The organism is Pseudomonas sp. WS 5410, from assembly GCF_012985645.1.
Taxonomy (GTDB): Bacteria; Pseudomonadota; Gammaproteobacteria; order Pseudomonadales; family Pseudomonadaceae; genus Aquipseudomonas; species Aquipseudomonas shahriarae.
On record NZ_JAAQWS010000006.1, the window covers coordinates 148,042 to 161,964 of the forward strand.

A 13,923-nucleotide genomic window follows, 5' to 3' on the forward strand; every position below is an offset into this window, starting at 1 on the left:
CTTCAGGATGAGTGGTTTCGCAAATTTGGTGTGCGAATCTGGAAGTACGGCGCCGAGATTTAACTGTTTGATCTTGTTGGACTTGATGGCCTGCTACAAAGCGTGTGCAGACAGGACCGACAACTCGCCGAAAAATCCCGCAACAGTTATGCGGTTGTGAGTGCCGATCGTGTCATTACGGTCGGTCATCGAAACACCTCTTTTTGGCTCGAAAAACCGGTCTGCGCTCAGCAGCTGCGCTTGGCCTGGTTCCGATTTTGAAGGCGTTCAGGGCGAATCTGGCCCTAGTGTACTAACAGCTTTTCCGATGCCGGCACCCAGGTGTTGGCGACAGTCTAAGAATGTGGGAGTGGTTTATGCAGGACGCTGACGAGTTGAAGCCAGGCTTCATGATTATCCACAGCAATCGTCTTGATGATTTGCGAGCCTTGGCTGTGAATTGGATGCAGCGTTATCCGCTGGCACCACTGGAAAACGAAGTTGTGCTGGTCCATAGCAATGGTATTTCTCAGTGGCTCAAGCTGGCCCTGGCCGATGACCCTCAAGCAGGCGGTTGCGGCATTGCAGCTGCGCTGGATGTGCAGTTGCCGGCACGTTTTCTGTGGCAAGCCTATCGATCAGTGCTGGGTAAGGACTCAACACCTGAAACCTCGCCACTGGACAAGGCTCCCCTGAGCTGGCGGCTGATGCGCTTGCTGCCGCAGCTGATGAGCAAGCCTAATTTCCAGAGCCTGCAGCGGTTTCTGGAGCAGGACGACGATCTGCGCAAGCGTCATCAGTTAGCCGAGCGTCTGGCCGATTTGTTCGATCAGTACCAGGTGTACCGTGCGGACTGGCTGGAAGACTGGGCTGAAGTCCGCGACCAGCTCAAGCAGATTAATGGCATACCCAACCCGCTGGATGCCGATAATCTCTGGCAGGCTGACCTGTGGCGCGAGCTGTTGCTGAATGTCGGCGAAGGCGCGCTTGAGCGCAGCCGAGCAGGTGTCCATAAGCGCTTTGTTACCCGCTTGCAGTCGGTGGAGCAGGCTCCGCAGGGCCTGCCGCGGCGGATCGTGGTGTTTGGTATTTCGTCGATGCCGGCTCAGGTGCTCGAAGCTCTGGCGATGCTCTCGCGTTTCAGTCAGGTACTGCTCTGCGTGCATAACCCCTGTCGTCACCACTGGATCGATATTGTCGCCGACAAGGATCTGCTGCTGCACAGCTACAAACGTCAGCAGCATAAGGTCGTTAGCCCGGCACTGGGCGCGGATTCGCTGCATCAAAATGGTCAGCCGTTGCTGGCCGCCTGGGGCAAGCAGGGTCGCGACTATATCAATCTTCTCGACAGCTACGATGCCCCCTCCAGCTACCGGCATCTGTTTGACGACGTGAACGGCGGACGAATCGACCTGTTCAGCGAAGAGGAGGCACCGACGCTGCTATCGCAGTTGCAGGACGACATTCTGGAACTGCGCCCACTGGCTGAAACTCGCGAACACTGGGCGCCGGTACTGTCGGACAAGGATCGCTCGGTACGTTTCCATGTGGCGCACAGCCCCCAGCGAGAAGTGGAAATCCTCCATGACCAGCTGCTGGCCCGTTTCAGTGCAGACTCGGGGCTCAGCCCGCGTGATGTGATTGTCATGGTCCCGGACATCAATGCGTATGCGCCGCACATCGAGGCAGTCTTCGGGCAAGTGCCTTACCACGACCCGCGTTACATCCCGTTTACTCTCGCCGACCAAGGGCAGCGTGGTCGCGAGCCGCTGTTAATCGCGCTGGAGCACTTGCTCAAGCTGCCGCAGAGCCGTTTTGCGGTAAGCGATATTCTTGACCTGCTTGATGTACCCGCGCTTCGTGCCCGCTTTGGCGTCACCGAGGCCGATCTGCCTACGCTGCATCGCTGGATTGAAGGATCCGGTATCCGCTGGGGACTCGATGGGGCGCAGCGTGAAAGCCTGGACATGCCAGCCGGGCTTGAACAAAACACCTGGCGCTTCGGCTTGCGCCGCATGCTGCTGGGATATGCCGCGGGCAAAGGCCCGGCGCTGGACGGCATCGAGCCTTACGACGAAGTCTCCGGCCTCGAAGCCGCGCTGGCAGGCCCGTTGCTGACCCTGCTCGATCACATGGAAATCGCCCGTCTGGACTTGCAGCAACCCACAGTGCCGAAGGTTTGGGTTGAGCGTTTACAGTCGCTGCTCAAGGTGTTTTTCCGGCCCGTTGGCGAGGCCGATGAATTGCTCGTCAACCAACTGCTGAAGATTCTCGATGACTGGCTGAAAACCTGCAACCAGGCTGAGTTTGATGAGGCGGTGCCGCTGAGTGTTGTCCACGAAACCTGGCTTGGCGGCATAGATCAGGGCGGCCTGTCGCAACGCTTCCTGGCGGGCGCGGTGAATTTTTGTACCTTGATGCCGATGCGTGCGATCCCCTTCAAGGTGGTGTGCTTGCTTGGCATGAATGATGGCGACTACCCTCGCCAGCAGTCCCACGTCGACTTCGACCTGATGCGTCATGACTACCGTCCCGGTGACCGTTCCCGCCGTGAGGATGACCGCTACCTGCTGCTTGAGGCGCTACTGTCGGCCAGGGATCAGCTGTATGTCAGTTGGGTGGGGCGCAATATCCGCGACAACAGTGAGCGGGTGCCATCGGTTTTGATCGGGCAACTGCGCGATCACCTGTCGACCGGTTGGCGACTGAGCGGTAGCGAGGAGAATCCGAAGGCACTGATTGACGCTCTGACCCTGGAACACCCGCTGCAGCCCTTTAGCCCTTCGTACTTTGCGAATTTGTCGGGGCCGGACGGTCTGTTCACCTATTCCCATGAGTGGCGCAACGTCCATACGGTTGCCGAGGCAGTGCAGGCGCCGATCGAGCTGACACCGCTCCAGCAAGACACGCCTTTGAACCTGCGCCAGCTGGCGGGTTTTCTGCGCGATCCGGTGGCTGCGTTCTTTCAACAGCGCCTCAAGGTACATTTCGACAGTGATGAAATGGTCAGCCGCGATGAGGAGCCTTTTGAGCTGGACGCGCTGGAGAATTGGCAGCATCAGGAAACCTTGAGCCAATCACTCAAACGCTGGGTCGAGGAGTCATATCAGCCTGAGCATATGGACGCCCAGCTGGAACAGCATGTGCAGCGTTTGCAACGGGAGGGCAAATTGCCCTTGGCGGCATTCGGCTCACTGAGTGCGGCCAAGCTTGCTGGACCGCTTCCTGATCTGATGGCGCGTTACCACGCGGCCATTCAGGAATGGAGCGAGGTAGAGCCAGGCCAGATCGAGCTCAGGTGCGAGCCGACGGATTCGACGCCAGGCTTCGTCGACTGGCTGGGCGGGCTGCGCCGTAACGCCGGGAAGGACTTGGCCTACGTGCAACTGGTCAGCAATAAACTGCTCACCGACGACGGTTTTCGTTGGCATAACCTTGTCCGTCTCTGGGTACGGCACATTGCTTTGCAGCTGGGTACCGAGCCGTGCACGACGATTTTGGTTTGTCTCAACGGCAATGTGCTGTTCCCGCCATTGAGCAAGGCCACTGCGCGAGACCATCTGCAGCACTTGTTGCAATACTGGGTCGAGGGCATGTGCGAACCGCTGCCGGTTGGCTGCAAGACTGCTTTCGCCTGGTTGTCGGGCAGTGGGGGCGCGGCTCTGGACCAGGCCAGGGAAACATTCGAGGGCGGCTATATGGTGACCGGAGAGGTCGCCAGTTCGGCCGTCTTGCGCCGCGCTTATCCCGACTTTGATGCATTGTCTGGTGATGGACGATTTACGTTGTTGGCCGAACAACTGTATGGCCCTCTGTTTAACCATCTTTCATCTGCTGGCGCAGGGAGCGACCTATGAATCCCGTGAATCTGGAGTCTCTGAATTTTCCGTTACACGGCAGCCGTCTGATCGAGGCTAGCGCCGGGACCGGCAAGACATTCACTATTGCGTTGCTGTATGTGCGGCTGGTGCTTGGGCACGGCGGCGCGAATGCATTCAAAGAGCCGCTCAATCCTCCGCAGATTCTGGTCGTGACTTTTACCGACGCCGCCACTCAGGAATTGCGGGATCGTATCCGCCTGCGTTTGAGTGAAGCCGCGCATTGTTTCGCCGAGCCCCTCGGTAATCACGATTCGTTATTGGAGCAACTACGCGCTGATTATCCGGCTGAGCAGTGGCCCAATTGCGCCCGTCGCCTACAACTAGCCGGCGAGTGGATGGATGAGGCGGCGGTCTCGACCATCCATGGCTGGTGTTATCGGATGTTGCGTGAGCATGCCTTCGACAGCGGCAGCCTGTTCACCCAGACGCTGGAAACCGATCAGAGCGAATTGCTGGCCGAGGTGGTGAGGGATTACTGGCGGCGGCATTTTTATGGGCTATCGCTGGATCAGGCTGAGGTGATCGCCGACTATTTCAGCGGGCCTCAAGAGTTGGGTCAGCTGCTCTCGTCCTTGCTGGCGCGACGTACTGCGAGCTTCATGCATGGCGGCGCAGTATTGCCTGCCCCCGGAACCCTGGCGGCCTTGCTCAAGGCGCCTGCTGACTGGAAGGTCAGCCTCTCTGCATTGGAGCAGCTCGCACGAACGGCATGGCGCGATGACCGGCAGCAGATTGAACAATTGCTGCACGGCATGCGCAGCAAGCTGCATGGCAATACCTATCGGGGCGTCAAGGATGATCAGGTATTTGCCGGGTGGCTTGAGGCCTTGGCGAACTGGAGCCAGGGCCAGACCGCACCTGGCAATCTGAGCAAGTTTGGTCAGGAGCGTTTCAAGCTCACCGGTGGCGCACAGGCCCCATCGCATCCAGCGTTCGCAGCCATCGACGCCTTGGCGGACCATCAAGCAAGCAAGCAGGACATTCGGGCCCAGTTGCTACTTCATGCGCTGGCTGAAATCAGCGAGCGTTTCGATACCGAAAAACTGCGCCGCGCCGAAATCGGCTTCGATGATCTGCTCAATCGGCTCGATGCGGCGCTGCAGAGGCAGTCGGGTGAGCGACTGGCAAAAACTGTTCGTGAGCAGTATCCGGTTGCCTTGATCGATGAATTTCAAGACACCGACCCTGTGCAGTACCGGATTTTCGAGAGCATCTACCGCATCGCCGACAACTCGCCGGACAGCGGCCTGTTCATGATCGGTGACCCCAAGCAGGCGATCTATGCCTTCCGTGGCGCGGATATCTACACCTACCTGAGCGCCCGTGAAGCCACCAGTGGACGGCATTACACCCTGGGTAAAAACTTCCGCTCCACCGAAGCCATGGTCACGGCCGCCAACCGCTGTTTCGAGTTTGCCGAAGGACATCCGCGAGCGGCCTTTCGGTTTGCCCGGGAAGGCTTTGCCAACCCAGTGCCGTTTTCCGCCGTGCTTGCCAAGGGTCGCGAGGCGCGTCTGGAAATAGGCGGTGGGGCCACTGCCGCGATGACGTTGTGGATACTACCCGGCGCTGACGGCATGATCAGCACCGGGGCGTACCGGCGAGGCATGGCAGAAGCAGCGGCTTCGGCTATTCAATCCTGGCTGGTGCCGGGTGGTGCCCAGCAAGCAGGTCTGCGGCAGGCCGATGGCAGCTTCGTTGCCCTGAGACCGGCCGACATCGCGATTCTGGTGCGCAATCGAACCGAAGCCGAGGCCATCCGCAAGTCGCTGTCCCAGCGCAAGCTGGCCAGCGTCTATCTGTCTGATCGCGACTCGGTGTTTGACAGTCCAGAAGCCCAGGACCTGCTTTATCTGCTGCGTGCCTGCGCTGAGCCTTCAGTGGATCGGCTGCTCAGGGCGGCGCTGGCGACGCGCAGCATTGGCTTAAGCTGGCTGACGCTGGAGCAGCTCAACCATGACGAACTTTACTGGGAGCAACAGGTTTTACGCTTCCGGGATTACCGTCATCTCTGGCAGCAGCAAGGTGTGCTTCCGATGCTGCGCAAACTGATGGCAGACTTTCAGATACCCGCGCGTTTGTTGCTGCAGACCGACGGCGAACGCAGCCTGACCAACTTGCTGCATCTGGCCGAATGGCTGCAGCGTAGCGCCACTGAGCTGGACGGCGAAAATGCATTGATTCGTCACTTGGCCGAGCAGCTGCAAGCTGCCAGTGAAGAAGAAATACTGCGTCTGGAAAGCGATGCCGATCTGATTAAAGTCATCACCGTCCACAAATCCAAGGGGCTGGAGTATCCACTGGTTCTGCTGCCATTCATTTGCAACGCGACTGAACTCAATGGTCGCAGCAAGTCGCCGCCGATGTTCCATGGCGACGATGACGGCGAGTTGTGCATCGAATTGGGCAAGTCCGAGGCAGCCAGGGTGGCGTATGAAAAAGCCAACGACGAGCGTCTGGGCGAGGAAATGCGTCTGCTCTATGTGGCATTGACCCGTGCCCGTTACGCCACCTGGCTGGGTATCGCAGCAGTGGGTCGCTCCAATGGCAAGGCGACCGATCTGGATAAAGGCGGCCTGGGTTATCTGCTGGCTGGCGGTGACAAGATTGTTGCCGGGCAACTTGAGTCGCTTTTGTCCGACCTGTGCGGGGACTGCGAACACATCGTCTGTGAACCAGCACCCGAGGCCACAGATGATTGTTATACACCACCACTAAAAGCCGAGCTCAGCCAGGCATTGATCCCCCTGCATAAGCCCGCCTCAAACTGGTGGATCGCCAGCTACTCGGCACTGTCCATCGCCGACGGCAACCAATTGATGGGCGCCGAAGCCGGTCAGCGGCTTGAGCCTGCCACGGCCCTGGAGGCGAACCTCACCGAGGAAGGCCTTGCTGTGGATGAAATAGTCGCGACGCTTCCTGCGGGTCCGGGCATTCACGGTTTTCCCCGTGGCGCAGGCCCCGGTACTTTCCTGCATGGGTTGTTCGAGTGGGCGGGTAACGAAGGCTTCGCGAAAGCTCAGGCCATGCCCGAGTCGATCGACAGCACAGTTGGCCGCCGTTGCAACCTGCGAAGCTGGGAAACCTGGATCGAACCACTGGCGGCTTGGCTCAAATCCTATCTGAGTACACCGCTGCGTTTTGACGGCAGCTCGGTCAGCCTGAGTGCCTTGAGCACCTATCAGGTGGAGATGGAGTTCTGGTTTTCCAGTCAGTCGGTAAATGTCCAGCAGCTCGACAAATTGGTGCGCCAATATACCTTGAATGGCGAACCGCGACCGGTACTCAATCCCGGCCAGCTGAACGGTATGTTCAAAGGCTTTATCGACCTGACGTTCGAACATCAGGGGCGCTACTACGTGGCCGACTACAAGTCCAACTGGCTGGGCCGCAATGACGACAGTTATGACGCTGCAGCGATGGCCGAAACCATGCTCAGCAAGCGCTACGACCTGCAGTTCTGCCTCTATCTGCTGGCCCTGCATCGGCAATTGAAGTTGCGCCTACGTGACTATGACTACGACCGGCACATGGGCGGTGCTGTGTATCTATTCGTGCGCGGGCACCATTCCGCCAGCCAGGGTGTGCATTTCGAAAGACCGCCTCGCCAACTCATCGAACAAATGGACAGACTTTTCATGGGCCAGCACACGGAGGTGGCAGTATGATCCTGACACTCAAACAACTCAGTGACAGTCAGCGCAGCAGCGACGCACCTGCGATTGCCCTGTCTCAGGCTTCTAGCCAGGATTTGCTGCAGCAGTTGGAGCTTTGGGTGACCCGCGGTTGGCTGCGCGCCCTGGATCGTTCAATGGCCGCGTTCGTCCTGGAGCAGGACCCCCAAGCGCCGCCAAGTGTCCTGTTGGCGATTGCGATGACCAGCCATCAATTGGGCCGAGGGCATTCCTGTCTCGATCTGACGGCAACCCTCAGCGCGCCGGACTTCGTCCTTTCGCTGCCGCCTGAAGGCGATGAGGGCGGACAGCTACCATCGCAGTGGTTGCACTGCGTGGATGCGGTCACCTGGCGTCAGGCGTTGGCTGCCAGTGGTCTGGTCGAGGATCGCGACACCCTACGACGTTACCCGGAGCGCCCCTTGGTGCTCGCCGGGCAACGCTTGTACCTGCGACGCTTTTGGAACTACGAGCAGAAAATTGCCAAAGCGCTCAGCGCTCGACTGACTCAGCCGTCGATCACCCCCGATCATTTGTCCAAACGGCTCGATGAATTGTTTCCAGAATCGGCCAAGGACGGTGGTCAGCGGATCACCGATTGGCAAAAGCTGGCCTGTGCGTTGGCTGCTCGTGGGCATTTCAGCGTGATCACCGGCGGGCCTGGCACCGGCAAGACCACGTCGGTGGTGCGCCTGCTGGGGCTGCTGCAGACCCCGGCCGTCGAGGCTGGCAAACCCTTGCGCATTCGCTTGGCCGCGCCGACTGGCAAAGCGGCTGCACGCTTGTCGGAGTCCATCGGCAAGGCGGTCAGCGAACTGCAAGTGACGGACGACGTTCGCCAGGCCATCCCCACCGATGTTTCGACGCTGCATCGCTTGCTGGGCAGTCGTCCCGACTCGCGCAACTTTATCCACCATCAGGACAATCTTCTCGCGCTGGATGTGTTGGTGGTCGATGAAGCATCGATGATCGATCTGGAAATGATGGCCTGCCTGCTCGATGCCTTGCCGCTGCAGGCACGCTTGATCATGCTCGGCGACAAGGACCAGTTGGCCTCTGTCGATGCTGGCGCCGTGCTGGGTGACCTGTGTCGCGACGCCGAGGCTGGGCGTTACTCTGCGGCGACCAGCGCCTGGCTCACTGAACACACCCACGAAGCAGTTGAAGCGACGGGCCTGCAACTTGGCGAGGGCCTGGGCGACCCGTTGGCGCAGCAGACAGTGATGCTGCGTTACTCGCGACGTTTCGATGCCAACAGAGGCATCGGACGCCTGGCAAAGCTGGTAAACGAAAAGAATGCTGGCGAGGCTCGACAACTGCTCGAACATCCGCCGGAACAACTGTTCAGCTTGAAACTGCGAGGCGAACAAGACAGCATACTTACCCGTCTGATTATCGATGGTCATCCCGAGGCTGACGGCAAGCCCCCGGGTTATCGCTATTACCTGGAGCAACTGCAACAGCTGCGGCCGGCAACTGGCACTGTCTGGAACAGCGATGGCTGGGTGCAATGGGCGAGCAATGTTCTCAAAGCCTTCGATGAGTTCCGGCTGCTTTGCGCCTTGCGCCGTGGCCCTTGGGGCGTAGAAGGATTGAACCTGCGCGTGGCCGGCGAGCTGAAACATCGCAAACTGATCGACACCGACCATGGCTGGTACGAAGGCCGACCAGTGCTGGTCACCCGCAATGACTACAGCCTGGGATTGATGAATGGCGACATCGGCATAGCGCTCTACCTTCCTGTGCCCGATGACAGTCAACCCGGACGCATGAGCCTGCGGGTGGCGTTCCCCCGCAATGACGGCACTGGCGATGTACGCTTTGTCTTGCCCAGCCGGCTGGTTGAAGTCGAAACGGTCTACGCCATGACCGTGCATAAATCCCAGGGCTCGGAATTCAACCACACCGCGTTGCTGCTCCCTGATGCGCTAAACCCGGTGCTGACCAAGGAGCTGCTCTACACCGGCATTACCCGCGCGAAAAACTGGTTCAGCCTGATTGAGGCCGGCCCTGGGGTGTTTGAGGGCGCGGTGAGCCGCAATGTACAGCGTTTGAGTGGGCTGGCATTGCAGTTAAAGGCTGAGTTGTCCAAAGAGGCTCAACGATGATCGGTATCAAGGGATTACCCCGCAACCTTGCACAGGTGCGGGCCCTGTTGCACGCGCATCTCGAAGAACATCGGCACCTACCGGAAAGTACTCGGCTGCGGGACCTGGGCTCGGAAAAAGCGGTGGTGCAGGATTATTCGGGACGGGTTGTCTTCGAGCTGCTGCAAAACGCCCTTGATCGCGCTACTGGTCATATTTTGCTTCGCTGGGATCGACAACGACAGATTCTCGAAGTCGCCAACGATGGACGCGCGATCACGACCCAGAGCGTGGACGGGCGTCGCTCCGATATTCAGGCGTTGCTGAGTATGCATTCGAGCAGCAAATCAGCTGGCGAAAGCATTGGCAATAAAGGTGTCGGCTTTCGTTCGGTATTTGGTGCCGGCAGTCAGGTCGAGGTCTGGAGTCGTGCTGAAGATGGCCATTGGTGGGGCATGCATCTGCAACATCCGGCGCGCTTCGCGGTGGCCGTTGACGGCTGGATCAGCCAGGACGCGGCCAGCTTTTACGCGCCGCTGATGCTCTCGGCCCAGCCAGAACTCGATTCAGAGCATGTCACACTGATTCGCTTGCAGGACATCAGAAAACCTGAGGTCGTTGCCAGCATTGAGGCATCCATGGCGGAGTTGAGCCGTGGACCGCTGGCCTTCCTGCAGGAGCGCTCCGCACTTGGCTTGCGCATTACCTTGAGTGTCGCAGGGGAGCAGGACGTCACCCATGTTACCGACGCCAAGAATTACCTGGCGATGGCGCAGCGGCACATGAGATTCCCCGTCGAAGTGCGTGCCAGTACCGGGTTGGATCTGGACGTCGCTGATGTGCGGGTGATTGCGTCCAATGACCCGAGCAACTCGCGCTACTGGTCCTATTTGCCCACCGAACAGCCTGCCGGGTTTGGCGTTCAGATTCACGGCGACTTCTACTTAAGCAATTCGCGCCGTCACCTGACGCTGCGAAAACTGGAAGGCACCGGGCAAGCGACTGACCCGGCTGGGTGGAATGCGACTTTGGTGCGTCTGGCCGCTGAGTGCATCGTTGAGCTCTGGCAAACGCCGGACGTTTGCCTGGCTGAAACATTCTGGGAATACGCCACGCCGCGTGCCTGTACTTGCCCGCACCTGAAACGCGAAGTCGCCACACTGTTCTGGCAGGCGCGCGGAGCGGTATTTGAAAGCATGGTGAAGAAGAGTTTTTCGACTGGCCGGACATGGCCTCTGGTGCGCTACCGACAGCTGTTCGAGGCGCTTGAAGCCTGGGCGGATTACGCTTATCGCAACCTGAAGCTCGGTTATCTTTCATCGCACCGTGAATATCTGCTAGCGCGGATTCAGGCCAGTGGCGCCAAGGTCCTGCCGATTGTCAGCGAGGGGTTGGAGGAGAATGCGCCTGTCCTGCGCGCGCAGCCGCTGGTTCAAATTGCCAGGGGGCAGCATCGCGGTGCCGAAGGCGACCGCATCTACTACCGCCGCTCAGGGCTTGAAAATCAAACCGAGCTGGCTCAAGTGATCATGCGTCAGAAGTCCTTTATCACGACCTTCACGCCTGCCTTGGATATGTCACTCGCGCAACAAGGACTGATCAACTTTGATCGACCAGAAATACTCGCGCAACTGCGTCCTGGGGACAACGAAGACGATCATGTCGAGCTGGTCTGCGCCGCGCTGGCCTTGGCCGGTCATGAGGGCACTGGCGGCGTTGGCTCGTTTTTGCGTCGGGCGAAGGAGCGTGGTGTCGGCGCGGCCTGGCGTTTTGTTAGCAAGGAAACTGCCGCCAGTGCTGGTGCAAGCCTGGCCAGCCTGATGGTGAAAGGGATGGATGGCCATTGGCATGCCGCACAGGCGTGTGCACGAGTCAAAGGACCGTGGCCGCAACTGGATGAGCTCTGGCTGGCTGAAGTTGTGGACGGTATTGTGCCGTCGCCCACCATCGATGATCTGTGTCTGCTATTGGGGATTGGCCCTATTCCATTGTCCGACCCTGAAACGATCGCATTGCCCGATGAGTTGCCGGTCGAAACGATGACCGAGCTTGTTGCGCGCTGGCCATTGCTTTCCGGCTTTCTCGCCCGAGAGGAAGGCCGGCATCTGTTGGCTGCCCTGGAGCGGTGCCGCTGGCTGCACAGCGGCGGCACGGTGATTATCCGTGACGGGCTGCATGGCCAGGGTCCCTATGCGCCATTGGACATCTGGCGCCAGCGGAGCAGTGGGGGGTTCAGAACCTTGTTGTTGCCGCGTTTGGAAGTAGAACGAGGCAATGACACGACCTGGTACGCCCAGCTTGGGATTGCCAATGCACTGGAGACCAATGGCGCCGAGCGGGTGCGCCGCGCTTTTGAGCGCCTGCGGCACATTGATCCGCGCACATTGGACTCGGCGGCGCTGCGTGATTTGCGCGAGCTGTATCGCAGTCTGATGGATTTGACCCTCAAGCACGAAAGCCTGACACCGCCCTTGCTCTATCGAGTCGTCGGCGAAGCGGGGCGCCAACAAGGACTGGCGTGGGGCAGCGCAGGGGACCGCATCTGGCACGATAGTGGGGAAAATCCCACCGCATTGCTCTCGTTCAACGACATCAAATTGTGGGTGGTCAGAAAACTGAGCAAAGAGAACGCCTGCCGCTACGGTTTGGAGCATTTCGAACCGAAAACCGCAAAAATCAGCTGCCACGGTGACAGTAATGATCCGCTGGCGGTGAAGCTGCGTAGCCAGTTGCATTTGGCTATGCCGGATCTGATGGCCGCTGCCAGCGCGGCGCACAACGATTTCAATGCCAGCAAGGCGTTGGAGGTTTTCGCCAGATTGATCATCCGCCACTATGACGATGTCTGGATCGAATGGTCGTTTGACGGCAAGCTCGGCTGCCTGGGCAAAGACTCGGTAGGTGATGTCTTTGAACACGTCACGCAACAGGGGGCGCATGAGCTCTGGTTCGATGGGCCGGATGTGCCCTTGGTCGAATGCGCGCATCCCTTGAGCCAACTGCTGACAGAAAAGCGGGCATTCGGTGCGTTGTTCAAGGATGGGCTGCATGCGTGGAGCAATGCTGCGGATTCTGTCGGTGAAGACGGGCGAGTGTCGGGAGCCGTTCAGCGCTTTCGTCGTGAGTATGGAATTTCCGATCAGGAGGTAGCGGAGTTCCGGTTGCGTATTGACGCCCTTGTGTTGACTGCCGAAGAGCGGTTGCTGTGGGTGGCGTCGGTTCGTGAAGTACTGCAAAGCTTCGCGTCGGGCCTGAGCTGCGAGCCATTTCCAGGTATGGTGATCAGACCGGAGATTTTTTTGAATGCCCGGAATGTCGCAGAAGATGAGGTGACAGAGGCATTGGCCGGGATCAGCAAGCTTCGTCCGCTTGTCGACTTCGCAGGCACGCATGCATCGGCGTTGGCGCTGGCCGACACCTTGCCTGCTCTGGCAGCTGCGATTGAAGCGACTCCTCGTGAACGCTGGATTGAAGCGTTGCTGGAAGGGTTGCAGAAGGAAGTCAGGGTTGAGCATGCCGACGAGAGCGCACAGCTGAAAATGATGGATTTCGATCCCCAGGTAATCTTGCATCGTCGGTTGGATATTGAGCCGCAAGACCAGGCGCCCTCAACGGATGCTCTGGCATTTGCGAGCGGGAAGTTGGTCCTAAGTGCGCTGCCCGAAGCTCTTGATAAGTTGGGCTTAAAATCGTTCAGTGCAACGCGCGTCAGTATGATTGCCCGCGATGCTCCTCAGGATGAGGATCATTTCATTCGTGATGCCCGACGCAAGGCGACAGGTGGGTTACGGGCCGAGGAGGCCGTTCTGGACCATTGCGTACCTGAAGCCATGCGTTGGCTCAAAGAGGACCCGGAAGGCTTTCACCAGGCATTGGCCGCGCCTCTGGCGTTTCTTGGGGATGAAGGTCAGCGGCGCTCGACACTGATAACCCGCGAAGAGCAAATGCGCAGCTTGCTTCACGTCGCAGAATACGTCGGTAACGCCGGATTCGATGTGTTGGTTCCACGTGACAGGCGCTTTCTGCAGGTCGAGGTCAAACGAGTCGCTCAATTGAAGAGCGGCAGGTTCTTCGTGTCTGACAACGAAAGACGGCGCGCGCTGGAATATCGCCAGCGAGAACTCGGTTGGCGACTTTGGCTGGTCTCAAGTGATGGAAAATCACGGGATGTCACCGAGGTGATGGATACCTTTGACAAGCACAGCGACGCGTTGCAAACACTCGCGAACGATGGATTACGTCCAAGTGAATGGATGTTTGTGCTCAAGGAATGACACTGAGCCAGCCCACGACCCCGTGTGT

At 59.0% G+C, this 13,923-nt stretch carries 4 protein-coding genes; all 4 read left to right on the top strand.

Annotation, left to right across the window (positions count from 1 at the left end; translation table 11 throughout):
- Positions 1-356 precede the first annotated feature (356 nt).
- The 4 genes from recC to HBO24_RS11470 are packed head-to-tail and all read left to right on the top strand — an operon-like array spanning position 357 to position 13,895.
- Positions 357-3,836 carry an exodeoxyribonuclease V subunit gamma gene (recC, locus tag HBO24_RS11455; protein WP_170059733.1) on the top strand — a complete coding sequence of 1,160 codons (3,480 nt, stop codon included), beginning with the start codon at positions 357-359 and terminating at the stop codon, positions 3,834-3,836.
- Positions 3,833-7,528 carry an exodeoxyribonuclease V subunit beta gene (recB, locus tag HBO24_RS11460; RefSeq protein ID WP_047303180.1) on the top strand — a complete coding sequence of 1,232 codons (3,696 nt, stop codon included), beginning with the start codon at positions 3,833-3,835 and terminating at the stop codon, positions 7,526-7,528. Before recC ends, recB begins: the two co-directional genes overlap by 4 nt.
- A complete protein-coding gene (recD, locus tag HBO24_RS11465; RefSeq protein WP_057978566.1) occupies positions 7,525-9,642 on the top strand; it encodes an exodeoxyribonuclease V subunit alpha in 2,118 nt (705 codons plus the stop codon). The genes recB and recD overlap by 4 nt, the downstream gene beginning before the upstream one ends.
- Positions 9,639-13,895: a sensor histidine kinase gene (locus tag HBO24_RS11470; RefSeq protein ID WP_047303184.1), complete on the top strand. Its 4,257-nt coding sequence runs from the start codon at positions 9,639-9,641 to the stop codon at positions 13,893-13,895. The genes recD and HBO24_RS11470 overlap by 4 nt, the downstream gene beginning before the upstream one ends.
- Positions 13,896-13,923 lie beyond the last annotated feature (28 nt).

Coding starts and splice junctions, on each gene's coding strand:
- recB (WP_047303180.1), top strand. CDS start 3,833: ATGAATCCCGTGAATCTGGAGTCTCTGAATTTTCCGTTACACGGCAGC.
- recD (WP_057978566.1), top strand. CDS start 7,525: ATGATCCTGACACTCAAACAACTCAGTGACAGTCAGCGCAGCAGCGAC.
- recC (WP_170059733.1), top strand. CDS start 357: ATGCAGGACGCTGACGAGTTGAAGCCAGGCTTCATGATTATCCACAGC.
- HBO24_RS11470 (WP_047303184.1), top strand. CDS start 9,639: ATGATCGGTATCAAGGGATTACCCCGCAACCTTGCACAGGTGCGGGCC.